This is a genomic window from Microcoleus sp. MON1_C5, assembly GCF_036701875.1.
Taxonomy (GTDB): domain Bacteria; phylum Cyanobacteriota; class Cyanobacteriia; order Cyanobacteriales; family Microcoleaceae; genus Microcoleus.
Genome location: NZ_JAUBRN010000090.1, coordinates 1 through 17,053, shown reverse-complemented (window position 1 = coordinate 17,053; position 17,053 = coordinate 1). Strand labels below are relative to the sequence as shown.

Annotated in this window: 19 protein-coding genes and 1 riboswitch; of the genes, 7 read left to right on the top strand and 12 right to left on the bottom strand. The window is 45.7% G+C overall.

Annotation, left to right across the window (positions count from 1 at the left end; translation table 11 throughout):
• The first annotated feature begins 286 nt into the window (after positions 1-286).
• A riboswitch (adenosylcobalamin-variant (AdoCbl-variant) riboswitch) is annotated at positions 287-366 on the top strand.
• An 8-nt stretch (positions 367-374) separates the two neighbouring features.
• The 5 genes from cobG to QUA71_RS27130 all read left to right on the top strand — a co-directional run bounded on the left by cobG (position 375) and on the right by QUA71_RS27130 (position 5,443).
• Positions 375-1,892 carry a precorrin-3B synthase gene (gene cobG, locus QUA71_RS27150; protein ID WP_333289885.1) on the top strand — a complete coding sequence of 506 codons (1,518 nt, stop codon included), beginning with the start codon at positions 375-377 and terminating at the stop codon, positions 1,890-1,892.
• 154 nt (positions 1,893-2,046) lie between these two features.
• Positions 2,047-2,676 carry a precorrin-8X methylmutase gene (locus QUA71_RS27145; protein ID WP_333289883.1) on the top strand — a complete coding sequence of 210 codons (630 nt, stop codon included), beginning with the start codon at positions 2,047-2,049 and terminating at the stop codon, positions 2,674-2,676.
• A complete protein-coding gene (locus QUA71_RS27140) occupies positions 2,673-3,383 on the top strand; it encodes a precorrin-2 C(20)-methyltransferase (RefSeq protein WP_190655452.1) in 711 nt (236 codons plus the stop codon). Before QUA71_RS27145 ends, QUA71_RS27140 begins: the two co-directional genes overlap by 4 nt.
• Before the next feature lie 228 nt (positions 3,384-3,611).
• Positions 3,612-4,694, top strand: a complete 1,083-nt coding sequence (psbA, locus tag QUA71_RS27135; RefSeq protein WP_242728607.1) for a photosystem II q(b) protein — start codon at positions 3,612-3,614, stop codon at positions 4,692-4,694.
• 170 nt (positions 4,695-4,864) lie between these two features.
• The gene (locus tag QUA71_RS27130) at positions 4,865-5,443 is read left to right on the top strand and encodes a Uma2 family endonuclease (RefSeq protein WP_333289880.1); all 579 of its coding nucleotides are present in this window, start codon (positions 4,865-4,867) and stop codon (positions 5,441-5,443) included.
• A gap of 154 nt (positions 5,444-5,597) precedes the next feature.
• On the opposite strand, the gene QUA71_RS27125 is transcribed toward QUA71_RS27130, so the two are convergent.
• The 8 genes from QUA71_RS27125 to QUA71_RS27090 all read right to left on the bottom strand — a co-directional run bounded on the left by QUA71_RS27125 (position 5,598) and on the right by QUA71_RS27090 (position 12,764).
• Positions 5,598-6,749, bottom strand: a complete 1,152-nt coding sequence (locus QUA71_RS27125) for a pentapeptide repeat-containing protein (RefSeq protein WP_333289878.1) — start codon at positions 6,747-6,749, stop codon at positions 5,598-5,600.
• Positions 6,750-6,820: 71 nt separating this feature from the next.
• On the bottom strand, positions 6,821-7,717 hold the full coding sequence (locus QUA71_RS27120) for a hypothetical protein (RefSeq protein WP_333289876.1): 897 nt from the start codon (positions 7,715-7,717) through the stop codon (positions 6,821-6,823).
• A 134-nt stretch (positions 7,718-7,851) separates the two neighbouring features.
• The gene (locus QUA71_RS27115) at positions 7,852-8,154 is read right to left on the bottom strand and encodes a hypothetical protein (RefSeq protein ID WP_333289874.1); all 303 of its coding nucleotides are present in this window, start codon (positions 8,152-8,154) and stop codon (positions 7,852-7,854) included.
• Positions 8,155-8,295: 141 nt separating this feature from the next.
• Positions 8,296-8,928 (bottom strand): glutathione S-transferase family protein, encoded by a 633-nt coding sequence (locus tag QUA71_RS27110; RefSeq protein WP_006633385.1) that lies wholly within the window; start codon positions 8,926-8,928, stop codon positions 8,296-8,298.
• A 62-nt stretch (positions 8,929-8,990) separates the two neighbouring features.
• Positions 8,991-9,974, bottom strand: coding sequence for an aldo/keto reductase (locus QUA71_RS27105; protein WP_333289872.1), 984 nt, complete (start codon positions 9,972-9,974; stop codon positions 8,991-8,993).
• A gap of 155 nt (positions 9,975-10,129) precedes the next feature.
• A complete protein-coding gene (locus QUA71_RS27100) occupies positions 10,130-10,561 on the bottom strand; it encodes a pyridoxamine 5'-phosphate oxidase family protein (RefSeq protein ID WP_333289870.1) in 432 nt (143 codons plus the stop codon).
• A gap of 152 nt (positions 10,562-10,713) precedes the next feature.
• On the bottom strand, positions 10,714-11,622 hold the full coding sequence (locus QUA71_RS27095; protein ID WP_333289868.1) for a DMT family transporter: 909 nt from the start codon (positions 11,620-11,622) through the stop codon (positions 10,714-10,716).
• A 128-nt stretch (positions 11,623-11,750) separates the two neighbouring features.
• Positions 11,751-12,764 (bottom strand): Gfo/Idh/MocA family oxidoreductase, encoded by a 1,014-nt coding sequence (locus QUA71_RS27090; RefSeq protein WP_333289866.1) that lies wholly within the window; start codon positions 12,762-12,764, stop codon positions 11,751-11,753.
• Positions 12,765-12,848: 84 nt separating this feature from the next.
• On the opposite strand from QUA71_RS27090, the gene QUA71_RS27085 reads away from it, so the two are divergent.
• Positions 12,849-13,076 (top strand): hypothetical protein, encoded by a 228-nt coding sequence (locus tag QUA71_RS27085; RefSeq protein WP_333289864.1) that lies wholly within the window; start codon positions 12,849-12,851, stop codon positions 13,074-13,076.
• A gap of 213 nt (positions 13,077-13,289) precedes the next feature.
• Positions 13,290-13,589: a ferredoxin gene (locus QUA71_RS27080; protein WP_190663602.1), complete on the top strand. Its 300-nt coding sequence runs from the start codon at positions 13,290-13,292 to the stop codon at positions 13,587-13,589.
• A gap of 345 nt (positions 13,590-13,934) precedes the next feature.
• On the opposite strand, the gene QUA71_RS27075 is transcribed toward QUA71_RS27080, so the two are convergent.
• The 4 genes from QUA71_RS27075 to QUA71_RS27060 all read right to left on the bottom strand — a co-directional run bounded on the left by QUA71_RS27075 (position 13,935) and on the right by QUA71_RS27060 (position 16,860).
• Positions 13,935-15,590 carry a SpoIID/LytB domain-containing protein gene (locus QUA71_RS27075; protein WP_333289862.1) on the bottom strand — a complete coding sequence of 552 codons (1,656 nt, stop codon included), beginning with the start codon at positions 15,588-15,590 and terminating at the stop codon, positions 13,935-13,937.
• 273 nt (positions 15,591-15,863) lie between these two features.
• A complete protein-coding gene (locus QUA71_RS27070; protein ID WP_333289860.1) occupies positions 15,864-16,043 on the bottom strand; it encodes a hypothetical protein in 180 nt (59 codons plus the stop codon).
• Positions 16,044-16,102: 59 nt separating this feature from the next.
• Positions 16,103-16,522, bottom strand: coding sequence for a transposase (locus QUA71_RS27065; RefSeq protein ID WP_333289858.1), 420 nt, complete (start codon positions 16,520-16,522; stop codon positions 16,103-16,105).
• Positions 16,519-16,860 (bottom strand): IS630 transposase-related protein, encoded by a 342-nt coding sequence (locus QUA71_RS27060; RefSeq protein WP_333289856.1) that lies wholly within the window; start codon positions 16,858-16,860, stop codon positions 16,519-16,521. Before QUA71_RS27060 ends, QUA71_RS27065 begins: the two co-directional genes overlap by 4 nt.
• Positions 16,861-17,053: the final 193 nt, after the last annotated feature.

Sequence of the window (17,053 nt, the reverse complement as noted above, 5' to 3'; positions counted from 1 at the left end):
TTGTCTGTGCTTGTGACCCACTCACAAAAGCGTTCCCAGACATTGGCGCTTTCGCGCTGCTGTAAGGTTGTTGTCATGGTTTTATGATTGCTGTATTTGGTTGTCAATGTTCGGATGATGTTTATATTATTAACGGTGTTGTTAAGGTTTGTAAAGGGGTTGAGCGACAGTTAAACTGATGACTGCGATTAGGAAAGCTGATGAAAAGACAGGGGTGGGCGATCGCCAGAAGTTTTGTTAAGAAAGTTGAGGGTTTTGCTTTCTGTCGGTCAGGTCGTGATACCTTTCTAAAACCTGAAAGCGGGAAAGTCCGGTGCAATTCCGGCGCTGTGCCGCAACTGTAAAAGTCAGAATGCCGATTTCGGGGGCGCTTTGTGGGCGTTTACTTTTGGATTCCCTGCGTAGCACGGGGAGGAGATTATTTGTTACCTTTGACTGATTTGCCGACTTGTCCGGGTTTATTTTACGGTTCCCAAGCCCGAGACGGAGTTTTATCGAGAATGCGGATTCCGGGGGGAATTTTAAACGCGCAGCAGTGTTGGACGATCGCCGATTTGGCCGATCAATACAGTACCGGCTGTTTGCAAGTGACAAATCGGGCAAATTTGCAAATCCGAGAAGTGAACTCGGAAATTGCCCCGGAAGTCTGGAACCGCTTGCAGGAATTGGGGATAGCGTCTCGCCGCGTTGAAGTTGACCCAATTCGCAATATTATGGCAAGTCCGACAGCAGGGATCGATCGCCAGCAGTTACTGGATACTCGCCCGCTAGTCAAAGCTTGGGATGATTACCTGCAAACACATTCCGAGTTGTCGGAACTTTCGCCTAAGTTCAGTATTGGCTTCGACGGCGGGGAATCGGTTTCGATCCAGGCTTTACGCAACGATATTTTATTAGCTGCATTCGGTCGTTCAACCCAATCAGAAATCGTTTTTAGGCTGCATTTAAACGGCGATACAGGAATTTTAATCCAAGAATCGCAATGTATTTCCGTATTAGCCGCCCTCGCTAGCACCTATCTTGAATACACCAAAAATCGACCTCGAATTGATGGCAAAAAACCGCGTTTGCGTCACCTGCTGGCAGATTGGGGCGCTGAAAGTTATCTAGAAAGGGTACAGCAGAATTTACCATTTTTATGGCAGTTCACATCTTGCACCTTTCCCAAAAACAGTCAAGATGCCTCATCTGAAAAATCCCTCCCCGATCACCGACATTTCGGCATTCATCCTCAACGACAGTCCGGTTTCTCCTACATGGGAATTGCACTGCCTCTCGGTAGGCTAGAATCAAAGCAACTGCGGAATTTGGCGAATTTAGCCCAAAAGCTAGCCAGCGGTACCCTGAGACTTACGCCGTGGCAAAATCTGCTAATTTCTGATATCCCCAACTCCCAGCTTTTTGAGGTAAAACAGCAAGTCGCCGATTTGGGATTGCACTCGTCGGCGACTCGCCTAGATTCGTGCTTGGTGGCTTGTGCCGGCAGCAGTGGCTGTGCGTCGGCGGCGACAGATACTCAAAGTGACGCCCTAGCAATGGTGAGGGATTTAGCGCAAAAATTGACGATCGACCTGCCGATTAACATTCATTTCAGCGGTTGCCAAAAGTCCTGCGCCCAGCACCAGCCCATTGATATCACGCTGGTAGGAATTCAGATTGAGCGAGGAGACGAGACGATCAAAGGTTACGACATTTATGCGGGTAGAAAAGATTTGCCCTTCGGACGAAAAATTTTTCAGGCGGTGAGTGCGATCGAGATGCCCGATGCGATCGAGCGAATGTTGCGAGTGTATCAGCGGTTTCGAGAGCCTGTGGAGTCATTGGGTGAGTTTGTCGATCGGCAGGCGATCGACCAATTGCAGGAGTTGGGGAGCACCGAAAATTGGAATTGAAAGTGAAAAAATATCCCATAAAAACAGACAAATTTTAAGCATTTCTCTTTCTATCTCTCTTGAGATTTCTTCCTTCGCGTCCTTCGCGCCTTCGCGGTTCATTCAAAAAATCTATTTCACAAATTCCACAAAATTCCCATAGCAGTTTTAAACAATGATTGACTACATTCGAGACGGAACAGAAATCTACACCAAATCCTTCGCCACAATTCGAGCCGAAGCAGATTTGTCAAGCTTGCCGCCCGATTTAGAATCGGTAGCCGTGCGACTAATTCACAGTTGCGGCATGACCGATATTGTTGCAGATTTAGCAGCTTCCCCCGGTGCAGCCACCTGCGGACGCCAAGCCCTCGCCACAGGTGCGCCGATTCTGTGCGATGCCCGGATGGTGGCTGAAGGCATCACTCGCAAACGCCTTCCGGCTGACAATCCGGTGATTTGCACCCTCTGGCATTCCGAAATCCCGGAGTTGGCGCGGCAAATAGGAAATACTCGATCTGCCGCGGCCCTTGATTTATGGCTGGACAACTTGCAGGGTGCGGTTGTGGCGATCGGCAATGCCCCGACTGCTTTGTTCCGACTACTGGAAATGCTGGATGCCGGAGCACCCAAACCGGCTTTAATTTTGGGTTTCCCGGTAGGATTTGTCGGGGCCGCCGAATCCAAAGCCGAACTGGCCGTCAACAGTCGGGGAGTGCCATTTATTACGTTGCACGGGCGGCGCGGTGGCAGTGCAATGGCAACGGCGGCCGTGAATGCGTTAGCGAAAAAGGATGAATTATGACTAAGGCTAGTGGTAAATTGTACGGTTTGGGTATTGGCCCTGGCGATCCAGAGTTGATTACTTTGAAAGCTTATCGGATTTTGCAATCGGTGCCGGTGATTGCCTATCCGGCGATGGAAAATGGTAAGGTGCTGGCGCGGGCGATCGTCGCAGATTATCTGCGCCCGGAGCAAATTGAGATTCCGATGCCGTTGCCTTTTAGTCCGACGCGATCGTCTCAACCTTATTATGATATTGCTGCGGAGAAAATTGCCGCACATCTGAGCGAGGGGCGGGATGTGGCGGTGCTATGTGAGGGCGAACCTTTTCTCTACGGTTCGTTTATGTATCTATTCAACCGTTTGTCGGGGACATTTACCACTGAAGTTGTGCCGGGAATTTCTTCGACAATGGCGAGTGCGGCTGCGTTGGGAGTGCCGCTGACTTATCGTAACGATGTGTTAAGTATTATGCCTGCGACGCTGGATGCTGAGGTTTTGCGCGATCGACTGGCGGTTGTTGATGCTGCTGTGATTATTAAGCTGGGCCGGCATTTTGCGAAAGTCCGGGACGTACTGATTGAGTTGGGACAGTTCGATCGAGCACTGTATATAGAACGCGCAACTATGCCGAATCAGCGAATTCGGGCGATCGCAGATGTCGAGCCCGCTGAAGTTCCCTATTGGGCTCTCATTATGATACCTAGCCAGCAAAAGTCTGTATCTTAATATTTCCATGCCTGAAGGCGACGCGCTTCCAGGCTTTACATACTTTTTTGTGCATTCTTACCTGTTTATCCAGTTTTATTAAGTTTGATAAGTTCAACTTATACTATTCATTAGTTAATCTGTTGTTAAAATACTTTACAAACCTTAGAATAGGCTTTATGTTTATTTACATGGCGGAACATAAAGCCGTCACGAACATTGAAAACCAAATAAAGCAATCATAAACAAATGACAACAACCTTACAGCAGCGCGAAAGCGCCAATGTCTGGGAACGCTTTTGTGAGTGGGTCACAAGCACAGACAACCGCATTTATGTAGGTTGGTTCGGCGTCTTGATGATTCCTACCTTGCTTAGCGCCACCATCTGCTACATCATCGCCTTCATCGCTGCCCCTCCCGTGGACATCGACGGCATCCGCGAACCAGTAGCAGGTTCCTTGATGTACGGTAACAACATCATCACAGGTGCTGTTGTTCCTTCATCTAACGCCATCGGCTTACACTTCTACCCAATCTGGGAAGCAGCTTCCCTTGATGAGTGGTTGTACAACGGCGGCCCTTACCAATTGGTAATTTTCCACTTCCTGATCGGTGTATTTTGCTACATGGGTCGCGAATGGGAATTGTCCTACCGCTTAGGTATGCGTCCTTGGATCTGCGTCGCTTACTCTGCACCAGTTGCAGCAGCAACCGCAGTATTCTTGATCTACCCAATTGGACAAGGTTCTTTCTCTGACGGTATGCCTTTGGGTATCTCCGGTACATTTAACTTCATGATCGTGTTCCAAGCCGAGCACAACATCCTGATGCACCCGTTCCACATGTTGGGAGTTGCTGGTGTCTTCGGTGGTAGCTTGTTCTCCGCCATGCACGGTTCTTTAGTTACCTCTTCCTTGGTTCGCGAAACAACCGAAACCGAATCGCAAAACTACGGTTACAAATTCGGTCAAGAAGAAGAAACCTACAACATCGTTGCAGCCCACGGCTACTTCGGTCGTTTGATTTTCCAATACGCTTCATTCAACAACAGCCGTTCTTTGCACTTCTTGTTAGGTGCATGGCCAGTAGTCGGCATCTGGTTTACCGCTTTGGGTATCTCCACGATGGCTTTCAACTTGAACGGTTTCAACTTCAACCAATCGATTATCGACTCGCAAGGTCGCGTTATCAATACTTGGGCTGATGTGATCAACCGCGCTAACTTGGGTATGGAAGTAATGCACGAGCGCAATGCTCACAACTTCCCTCTCGACTTGGCTGCAGGTGTTACAACTCCTGTAGCAATGGTTGCTCCTTCTATCAACGGCTAAATTTTAGCTTTTGATTGACCTCAAGCGCTCCTAGAAATAGGGGCGCTTTTTGTTTGGGGAAAAATATTTTTATCGGCTAACAGTCAACAGTCAACAGTCAACAGTTGACTACAGACTCCAACTTTTTGAAGTCGTATATTATGGAAAAATGAGCGTAAAAGGTAAGTCCGATGGTTGTCGCAATTTCTAAAGCAGGATTGGGTACAGGTGCGGCCTTCCTGTCAAACGTGACATGGGAGACTCTGGAAAAGTTGGATGCAGATTTGGCTGAAACTGGGGCGCGTTTAACTTATTTGGATGGGTGTTTAGAAATTATGGCTCCTTTATCTGAGGCCCATGAAGAGCCTAGAAACACTTTAGGTCAGCTTTTAGAAATTTATATGCGGATCAGAAATATTCGTTTCTACGGGCGCGGCAGTACAACCATTGGGATAAAGGAATTGGGCGCACGGAAGGAACCAGATGAGTCTTACTGTTTGGGTACGCGCAAGTCAGTTCCAGATTTGGCGATCGAGGTGACGGTGACGAGTGGTGGAATTGATACGCTGGAAATCTATCGTCGGGTGGGAGTGCAGGAGGTTTGGTTTTGGGAGGATGGTGTAATTTCGGTTTATTGCTTGCGTCCAACGGGATATGAGTTGGTGAGTAAGAGCGAACTGTTGCCGGAGTTGGATTTGCGATCGATCGAGTTCTATTCGCGGATGGCAGATCAATATGATGCGGTGAATGCTTTTATGCGATCGATGTAGAATAGAAAAGAGTAATTCTCTGGTTTAATTGCTTTGCGATCGGGTGAAATTACCCATAGGTTATAGAAGATTTAATTTGCACAGATGCTTAAATATTAGAGGGATTACCGCAATATAAACCACTCCACGCTTTGATTGACCAATCACATAAAATTTAAAAACTTTTTTTAGACTCGATAAAATTGCTCAAAGCTATAAGATCAATAATATTCGGCTTGATTTCTTGCTGGATATTTATTTTATGCTTGATAATATTTTCCCAACACCTCTCTATATCTTCTATATTAATACCTTCACAACTTTTGTGCAATTCAAGATATTGAAATATTGGTCGAGATAATTGGGATTGTAAATGTTTTTTTCTTTTTTCAGGAATTACGACATAAATTGGAAAATTGGGATCTATAAATGTTACGGGATTTAATTTTACATTAACCACAAAATCACCCATACGCAATAGCCCAGAGTGGATAGCAATAGTGCATTCAATTTCAAATAATGCTACTACTTTAAACTGATCCTTTTCATTTAGCCATATTACATCAATTAATTTACTAATTTTTTCAACTTGTTTTTCTAATCCACCAATAGAGAATCCTTCCATTGTTAATTCTTTAAGTTTACCGAATCTAGAGTCCTCGAAAGTATCGTCCCCGAAGCTATACTCTCCGAATCTATAGTCCTTTGAGTGATCGTTTCGAGCAATCCATACTCTATAGCCTAATTTTTGTCCTATCTGTGCCAGAATTCCCTGCATTTTAGTATGTCTTGAAATCTTTGGTAATAAAGCTGGTGGATATTTTTTCTGGAAACTATCTTGATACTTTGGTTCACATTTTAATGTTCTGTTAATGGGTTTAATTGGGTATTCTGCAAATAAATTTAACTGAATCATATCGCTTTTTTCGATTTTTTTAATTACTTTTTCTACTCCTATAGCATCGGTTATATCAGCCGTTTCGATATTTTTTACTGTTTGGTACTTAGCATTGGTAAGCTTAGCGCTTCTAAGATTAGCCCACTCTAGGTCTGCTCCTTCAAGATTTGCATCTCTCAAGTCTGCATAAATAATATCTGACCATTTCAGATTAGCCCCTATAAGAGATGCCCCTCTTAATTGGGCGCTGATTAAATTAGTATAGCTTAGATTGCTATAATTTAAGTTTGCATTGCTCAAATTTGCACCACTTAGATTAGCAAAGCTCAGATCAATTTCTGTCAAATCAGCATCCCTTAAGTCACAACCATGAAAATCTCTTCTGCCTTCTGCATAAAGTTGTTTCAGTTCGTTTTCATCTATATTCATAAAGTCCTCTCAACTATCTTATTAAGGTACATTGCTCTAAGTGACAGTAGAGCATATTATCTGTGTTCGCCCTACCTTCTCACTGGCTGAAATCCCTGCACAAAACTCACCCAGCGTGGTACTTTATCACCTGTAATATCTAGGATGGGAATATTGAAACTTCTGACAGCGGGGCGACCTACTTCACCAGCCGAAAAAGTCACATTCGTAGGTTCCGACTTACCTAAACCATAGGCGCTAGCTATTTGATTAGCAAGTCGGCAGGTTATTTCAAAACTTCCCATATTAATCCTGCCAGCTCCAGCCGCGTAATTCCAAGTAATACCGGGTGTTAAATTCTCTTGTTGACACATAAAGTGGGTGACTTCAAACATTTTGGCAATGTGAACGTCATATCGCCTTAAGCGTCCTCCATACGCCGATGCTGTGGTATCGCTTTCTGGTACTACAATCGATCCAAATCCTTCGTCAAAACCAAGCTCCATCGGGAGTGCTGTAGAACTTGTTGTTAGCGGTTGACTCGCTTGAGGTTGTACGCGAGTCGGTGACATCTGTATTGGTTTGACAAATTGACTATTAGCGCGAATAAAACAACCTTGCGCCGCACCAGCAGTGTAGTTTTTTCCTACAAAAAGCCAAGGTAAACCCCTGGTATCCAGGAAAGTAACACCAGCATTTCCAGGAAAGCTTTCAAAACGCTGTCCCTGTTTTAAAACACCAACTACAGACCAATTAAAAACATCAAATGGAGTGCGGTTGTCAACACGCATAAATTCTTCAAAAGAAGAATTCATACGACAATTTAACCCCTTTGGGTCTGGGTCTACTACTTCCCAATAAGTATGATCAGATCTTCCCCTATAATCCCCTTGATTATTAGGACTAGGGAGAGGTGCAGTAGAACCCAGCGTAGCTGTTCCTAATGCCAGAAGAGTGGAAAGAGTAATGGTTTTTAATTTTTTTAACATGAGTATCAGTTTTCAAACGCTACATCTATTGGCAATCAAATAGCGTCGCACGTCTTCAACAATCTCGACCGCCCCTCATGGGATGAAAAGCCGATTCACACCCCTATAGGCATTAATATTAAGTACAATCTCAATTAGACGTTCAACACAAAGTTCTCGATATAATCGACAAACATTCCGGTGAGATAAAGAAAACGCTTTCCCTGAATGCGACGCACGAAGACCGAGGTAGCCCCATGTAAGGTTTCTGGTAGCCGCAGCTCGTCTGGATAGCGAAATTTATCTACGGTATATCCCTTAGAACTCCATTCCTGACCTATGCTTTTGCTATAGTCCCTGACAAAGTGTTCCTGCTTGGTAAACACCTCCACTCCATCAGTCCTAGGATGGGCATCGGCATTATCTACAAATTGCAAGCCCAGCAATCTCCACTGCATTGATCGGCTTGCATTAAACTTCCTCAAGTCGGTTCTTGACCGATTAAAACCGTCAAGACTGACATAATTTTCATTGTTACGCTACCATCGGGAGCCGACACGCTGATTTGTTCCCCTAAAACCGCTTCATCTTGAGTGCAATTACGCGCACACTTTTTTGACGTTGGGCAACTGGCTAACCTGATCCCACCACGTCCGTAGTTTTGGCGTTTGAGCGGTAATCACTTCAAATTCTGGAGTTTGGGAAAAGTAGATAAAGATAGGAATCAGATAGAAATCAGCAATGCTCGCTTGGCTGCCGAGCAGATAGGGGCTAGGCGTAGCTAGCGACTCGATCGCCTCTATAGCCTTTTGTGCAGGCGCGATCGCATTTTTGACTTTAGCCTCATCTGTGTTACCCCCCTGACTCGGCACAATCAATCGCTGAATCACAATGGTGGTAATCGCAGGGCCATAGAAATAGCTATCAATAATCGCCATGATTTGACGCATCCGAGCTTGAAGCATTGGATCGGAAAAGCTAAATTTGCGATCGCCTAAAGTGGCATCCAGGTATTCGGTAATAGCAGCCGTTTCGTAGAGCAGTTCCCCATTTACTTCAAGGGTGGGGATTTTACCAAAGGGATTCTTAGCAAGGTACTCTGGGGACTGGCTTTCACCATTGAAGATATCAACGCTTTGGAGGGTATAGTCTGCGCCTATTTCCTCAAGCAGCAGCCGGACGGTACGGACATAGGTACTGACGGGTGTTCCCCAAACAATAAGTTTTGACATGATTTATCGCTCCTGAATCAAAAAATTAGCCGTAGTTAAGAATACTTTACTCGCCCCAATTCCTAACGATTGACGGTACTCATATCGGGGTAGCGATCGCCCACCGCAATTCCTAATGGCAGGGCTTTGGCGAGCTGGTCTAGTTCTGCTGGAGTCAGCGTCACAGCAGCCGCTGCAATGTTTTCTTCTAAATATGTGCGGCGTTTGGTGCCTGGAATTGGCACAATGTCGTCGCCCTGCGCTAACACCCAAGCCAGGGCTAACTGTCCAGCTTTGATACCCTTAGCGGCTGCCATCTGCTCTATCTGCTCGACTAATTCCAGATTTTGCTGGAGATTATCGCCTTGAAAGCGAGGATATCGCTGGGCCCGATAGTCTCCCTCAGATAATGTGTCGAGGCTCTTGATTTTGCCTGTGAGAAACCCACGCCCCAGAGGGCTATAAGGCACAAACCCAATCCCTAGCTCTCGGCAGGTGGGCAAAATCTCGGCTTCTGGCTCCCGACTCCAGAGCGAATATTCAGTCTGGAGTGCTGAAATAGGATGGACTGCTTGGGCACGGCGGATCGTGGCGCTCGCGGCTTCGGAAAGGCCAAGGTAGCGAACTTTCCCAGCTTGGACGAGCTTCGCCATTGCGCCTACGGTTTCTTCGATGGGAGTGTTTGGATCGACTCGGTGCTGATAGTAAAGATCGATCGTATCTACGCCCAGACGCTTGAGACTGGCATCACAGCAAGAGCGGACATATTCGGGTTTGCCATTCACGCCCTTAAAGCTGCCGTCGCTACCGCGTACATTGCCAAACTTGGTGGCGATGATGACTCGATCTCGATGCCCTTTAATTGCTTTGCCGACCAACTCCTCATTGTGACCAACACCGTACATATCAGCCGTGTCAAGCAAAGTTACGCCTAGCTCTAAGGCGCGATGAATGGTGGCGATCGATTCTGACTCATCGGCTATGCCGTAGAACTCGGACATCCCCATACAGCCGAGTCCTAGTTCCGAAACCACTAATCCTTGATTACCGAGTTTTCGCTGTTTCATGATGTTTTCCTATTACTCTCAATTTCTTGACGTGTCGGACGGACGATCATTTCATTCACCTCAAAATCACCGGGCTGCTCAATAACAATGGCATCTGCATCAATGACGATCGCATAAAATTCATTCCTGCTAGAACGTTTGAGGTATCTCCGTTCTTAGCGACTGCTGACTCCATCAGTCGTGCGTCCGCTCATTTCACTCGCATCAATGCGGTAGATTGCGATCACTTCGGAACGTCCCTGAGCATCAATCCAGGTTCGATTGATAGCAGGTGACAGCGTTGGATTGCGCTCTTTGATCAGGTGCATTGCCCGATCGATGTCTTCCTGAACTGTGAGGCGGGAGGCTCGACCATTCACAATCACGCTGCGCCAATGAAGCGGATCGTGTATTTCTTCAACCTGTAGGCAGATTTCTGGATTCGCCTCTATGTCATGAGTCTTCATGCCTTCGGTTGTAAACAGGTAGATGTCCGAACCTTCGAGATAATAATTCATTGGCATCACGTAGGGTTTGCCTTCGTGTATGCAGCCCAGATGACCGTATCCTACTTGGTGTAGCAGCTCGTGTATTTCTTTTGAGCTCATTTCATCAATATCTAACATTACTTTTCTCTTAAAAATTCAGTTGATTGCTAGTATTGAAGAGAAATAGTCCCACCTTTACATCTGTCGTTAGATGGAATCGATATGTGAAAGTCAATGATTGGACTCAGCAGCCTGTTGAGAAAACGATCGCCTCACAAATCTTCTGCCCGCTTAATTGATGCTTTTTTACCCGCAGCTACGCTAGCAACAACCAAACAGGCCGTGACTAGGGCGATCGGCTCCAGAGTTTCACCGAGCAACATTGCCGAAGCTAAAAGCGTCAAAAATGGTTGCAATAACTGAATTTGGCCTACCCGTGCAACTCCACCAATTGCCATACCGTGATACCAGGCAAAAAATGCGATAAATTGACTAACAACACTCACATAAGCAAAACCGAACCAGGCTATCGGTGAAGCTATCAACCCTTGTTTTAATACCACAAATATTGTTGGCAAAACCTCGAAAGGAGCTACAATCACCAATGCCCAACAGATCACTTGCCATCCACCTAAACTCAAAGCTAATCGCCCACCTTCAGCATAGCCAAAAGCAGCAGCAATTACAGCTCCAAACAAAGCTAAATCTGCGGGATGAAGCTGTCCAGCGCCACTAATAATTCCAAAAACAACAACGGTTGTACTACCGACAATGCTAGCAATCCAAAAGCTGAAATCAGGGCGATCGCCAGCTCGCAAAAACCCTGCTATCGCTGTTGCTAAAGGCAACAATCCTAACACCACAGCACCGTGGGCGGCAGGTACTTGCTGCATTGCCCAAGCCGATAGTACCGGAAATCCCAAAACAACTCCCAATCCGACAACTAATAAACTCCCAAGTTGCTGTTTTGAGGGAATGGGTTGATGCGTTATCCGCAGAGTAAAGGCTGCTAGTATAGCTGCTACTAATCCGCGTCCTAAACCTACAAAAAGCGGGTCTAAATCTATCACAGCGGCTCTGGTTGCCGGTAAGGTCAAGCTAAATCCAACTACACCCAAAAAACCGTAGATTAAGCCTATAGTTTCTGAATTTAAGTGAAGATTTTCCCAGTAGGATTTCATTGACTCTCCAATATAGAGCGAGTTAAAAGTTCTTTACCTCCTTTATGAAAGAGGTGGTTGAAACCGCTCTGCAAGTCAAACTCTCGTCCGCCTGAGCCGGCTAATAGATAAAGGAAGCATTCGAGGACTTACGCACTCCTTAACGCCACATTTTGCCCAGTCTCGCTCGCTCGCCTCGCAGCGTCTGCCACTTTCAAAGCGTACAAGCTACTGGCATTATTCACGTACAAAGGCGTACCGTTTGACAAATATTCCAACACCACATCGGTGTCTTTGGCAAACAAACCGCGCCGCGTCCCTACTTTGATGTTCTGCCGATTTTCTCCCTGAATTAATTGACCGGATTCAGGAGTAAAAACCAGCGTTCCTGCTTCTCCGTAGATGGTAAAAATGTTTTCCGACTGCCAAAAAGTCTCTCCTTTTCCATAAACAGCTTCAGCCACAATGCCATTGGCAAAGCGCAACTGTGCGTTGCACAAACAAGCTTTGTAGAAATCCGGCTGAGTGTCCCAAAATTGAGCTTGACAGTTAACTGTTGTTACTTCCCCGAACAAATCGGTAAATCGGTGCAGTCGCGAAATTGCACCAACTAACGGAAAGCCAAAGAGGGAATGTTGATAAGTCCACCGCTGCGGGGCTGGATGTTGAGGAGTAATAGTAAGGTAGCGGGCGTAAAAAACTTTACCGATTAATGGCAAAGATTCTTTGATTGCTTGGTGCAAACCGCCTAACAGTTCGATGTGTTCGATGTGGAGGAGTTTTTGCTTTTGGGCGGCAAGTTCGATCGCCCTTTCTGCTTCAGATACGTCTAAAGATAGAGGATATTCGACCACAACGTGCTTGTCATTTTCTAGCGCGGCCAGGACGATCGCCCCGTGATCTCGGTTCACCGTACAGACAATAACCAAATCTAAATCGTCTCTTTCTACCAGCTTGCGCCAAGAAACCGCAGCTTCTGCCCCGAATCCTTGACAAAATGCTGCGGTTTTCTCTGGGCTGTGGCCAGCAACCGCTACTAAGTGCGATCGCCCATCAGCTTGAATTGTCTCGGCCCTCAACTTAGCGGCAAAACCAGTACCTACAATGCCCACGCGAATTGGAGAATTAACCGAAAAACCAAAGCGAGTATCAATATTAGTCATGGGATTTGAGATTTAAGATTTTAGATAGTTACAGACTTGCGGTGCAGGGCTTTAGGGTTCTATCGCCCCGATTTTAAGCTGTGGTTGTGGTGCGATTTATTCGATCGAGCCTTCAACCCCCAAGTCTTGATGCGATCTCACTATACATTTCACCGCCTGCAGGGACTTGCCTTGCAGCCAGTCTTGCTGAAACTCGATCGACACACCGCATACCAACAACAGGGTTTTTGTGCTGTAGGGCTCAAAACAGGATTTTTCCTAGAAACCGGATTATTTAGCGCAAGTCTTGCGGCAACAGTATCACAAGGCTGAACCCAAGATAGGTATAAGTAATCAAGATGAAATTAGAAAAAGTTATAACTAATCCCATTCAAATGTTTTGTAAATAAGTGTGTCAACCTCCCTTCTATCCCCTACTATCATAGAGGGAACGAACCTAAGACCTAACCTCAAAGCTAATAGAGCCTTGAAGTTTGCATTAGGAAAAATTATCAATCTTGTTGAATTTTTGAGAGGATTTAGTGCATGGCAACTTACAAAGTTACCCTCATCAGCGAAGCCGAAGGAATTAACCAGACCATTGACGTTGATGACGATACTTACATTCTTGATGCTGCTGAAGAAGCAGGACTCGACCTCCCCTACTCTTGCCGCGCTGGAGCTTGCTCCACCTGCGCCGGCAAAATCACCAAAGGCGAAGTTGACCAATCCGACCAATCTTTCTTGGACGATGACCAAATCGAGGCCGGATTTGTCCTCACCTGCGTCGCCTATCCCAAGTCTGACTGTACGATCGAAACTCACCAAGAAGAAGCGCTCTACTAAGAAAGGACGCTCTGCGTGATACCCTAAGAAACCCGGTTTCTCGTTTCCAGAATTAAGCTGAAATACGGCAATTATGTTAAGAAACCGGGTTTCTGTGTCTAACATTGCAACAAAGCCGCCAGCAGTCTGTCACTCCCAGCTATGAATTCATAGCTGTTGGAGCAGATAGCTGACCAAATAATTTTAGATTTTAGATGGCAGATTTTAGATTAACTGTGAAACCAATCTAGAATCCCAAGTCTAAAATCTAAAAGTTTTACGGCTGATATTTAGTCCGCAAAGGCGGGCTTTGTTTGTGTAGTGGCGATGATTTAAATCGCCGAGTCTTAGGCCGACTGCGATCGACTATTCGCGCCAAAACGTAATGTTATCGCTGAGCGGCACAACTTGAGCGCCGGGAAAATAAAAGCCCAGAATTTGAGATCCGTTCCAGCCCAAATTAGCCAAATTGTAAGAACCAGTCTGACTCATTCCCACCCCGTGTCCGAAGCCGCCTCCGACAAAAGCATAACCGTTGAGAGTTTTGTCTGGATTGTAAATTGGTTCTAGGTAAAAAAGCGTGCTGATCGGCGGGTAAAAAGCATTGCGAATCTCGTCTTTGTCGATATCGATGGGGCCCAAGTCAGTTTGAACCTTCATTTTCAAAACTCGACCTGCGGCCGACCTTTCCACTACTTCCACTTGAGTGACAGTTTTAAGATTAGCCAGCGGGTGCTGTTTCTTCTGAAGATACTGTTTGAGAAATCCAGCAATCGCCGTCAAAGAAGCTGGTTCGCGCCACCGAAAAGTATCTTCTTTTTCCTCATTAAACCCTTTTTCCAAACTGATAAAGCGGCGGAGGTTGTTTTCGTCAGACAAACTCTGCTTGGACAAATCCCAAATATTATTAGGCGAATCTACGATCGATCGCAAATATGGACGTTCCGCGCCCTGCCACACGTCGTTAAAAGAGGCTGTCACGCCGCCGCTAGACGCGGAATAGAGCGCGTCTACTAGCTGATTTTCGTAAGTTAGCACCAAACCGCTCGTTTGGGCGATCGCCTTATCACTTTGCGGGTAAACCTCAGTTAAACCGTGATAAACTTGGCAGTTAACATCAGCGCACAACTCATAATTATCCACAGCAAACCGGCGCAAATTTCTCAGGGCGTAGGTTCTCGCTAAAATAGTTTGAGCGACAATCGCAGCGTAAGGCGAAAAAGCCCCAATTTCGTGAGGAACAACACCCCGCAAATAAGTTTCGGTCAGCACTTTATTCACCAAAGTATAAGTGCCGTAAGCATTTTTTTGCAGGTGCAAACTGCCGCCATAACGGCGAGTTTGTTGAATAGCTTTTTCGGGTTCAGTAGCTGTCGCCTCTTGGGTGGTTTGTTCCAATACCTCAATCACATTTTTCCCGGCCGTCACATCCAACTCATTGCGGTTGAAGCGAAAGCCGTTTAAAACCCAAAATGCCTGGGGTACTTGTTTAAAAACTTTGGAATCCAAAAAAGCTGTTGTGTTCCCTTGAGCTTGCAAACTTTGCAACAGCCAGCGCCGCACCAATGGAGAGTTGTAAGTATCTCTTTTCGCCCAAACTTGCCAGCGAAAAGGTTGAGCAATTTCTACATCAATTCCCTGGGCGCGCCACTGATTGGCGCTATCTTCTGCACTCTCGAAACTGCGGTGGGAGCTCAGAACAACTCGTTCTTCTACTAATGGCGCTTCCAGCGGTTTCGGGGCTATTTCTAACTTGACGCTAGCAGCCGTTTTGGTTTCTATGCCTTGAGGAGTTTTGTAACTCAATGTTAAGCTGTCGCCCGGTAATGCTTTCAGCGTTAGTTTGTCGGTTGCTTTGGTACCAAACCGCTGCACTACGCCGATTTTGATCGGTCTATTTTGGGGAGTTTGGGCGTATGCCGCAGCGCTGAAAATGGGCAACAGGCACAATGCGGTGAAAACAGTGCTAGAAATGCAGCTAAACCATTTGTAATTGGGAGTTGGAGGTGCTTGAGCGAACACGGTTATCTGTCTCGCGATAGTTGAAGATGGGGGATTTTTGATTGTACGTTAGCACATTTGGCCGCTGCTAGAGCGGGATTCCGGAAGATAGGCTGGTTTGGTTCGTTAAACCGATAGTCCGACAGGGGTTGAAACCCCTGCCTCAAAGCGAAAGTCCTCTAAAAGAGGACTGAATAATTCATTAGTCCTCTTTTAGAGGACTTTCGCTATTAGACAGGGAATTCATTCCCTGGCGGACTGCCGGGTGGGCGGGAGGAATGGCGGACAAAAAGCTTAAGTTGACACGCCTTGGGCACTGGCGGTTTCCTGGCTGTGGGTAATATTAATTCCGATGCTACCGGATTTGAGATGAAACGCAGTAATCGCAAAAGTTGCGATCGCTTTACATCCTGTTATAGTCATTTCAAATAAAAAAGAGACACTATTGAGCGCAGTAGGCACAGATGAGTTCATCTAAAGATGTGCCAGCAGGAGCATACATTCTGGCTCGCTTTAAGGCACTAAAATCGTGTTCAATATCGTTCAGGTAGGCGAGAATATTTCGGGAGAAAAAGAACTTGATGACCCGTTTCCTCTACCAGTTCTCGAATCGCTGTTTTTCGATGAATCGGTGCATTATCCATGATTAATATAGATGGCTTTGTTAGAGAGGGTAATAAATATAAAGATAACCACCCTTCAAAGCCTTCTGCATTGAGGCTTCCCGTAAAAACCATTGGGGCAATTAAGTCCTTTTCTCCTTTCCGTCTTCCGGCTACTAGATTTTCTCTTTTTCCCCGTTTGCCGGACTTTTCACCCCAGATTTTTTTTCCTTTTTTTGACCAGCCATAAGCACAATCTTGAAACGGCTCAAATCCTGATTCATCAAGAAAAACCACACTTTGACTTCCAGATACTTTAATCAATTCTCGGAGATTAGAGTAGTATTTCATTCTTTCTTCTCGGTTTCTCTCCAGGTAACGAAGTTCTTTTTTTTTCGGGTAATTTTCATTTCTTTAAGAGCATAAGATATGGCACTGGGTCTGGTTCCAAACTTCTTGGCTCTGTCGATTAATCTGGCATCTGGATTCTCTTTAACATCCTTTTCTAAGGCCTGCCAATCTAGTTTTCTCTTACGTCTTTTTACCTTTGTAGCTTGAAGGTCTGACCGACCCAACCACCGATATATCGTTGCTCTCCCTACCTTAAATAGGACAGCAGCTTGGGCGATACGACCGCCATTTTCTACATAATCCACTACTCTTTTTCTCAAATCTATGCTGTAAGACATTTTCCTAACTGGTTAAGGATTTTTTTTCATTTTACCTGATTTTTTAATATTCTCATTCTTCTTTGAAATGACTATACACGGTCAGGTTTATTTGCACCTACCGACTGATTGGCTAATCGTAATTGCTCAACCCCCTTGACAAGAAGACGAGATAGACATTAGATAAAGGAATGGAAAAACTTCCCGACTTAAA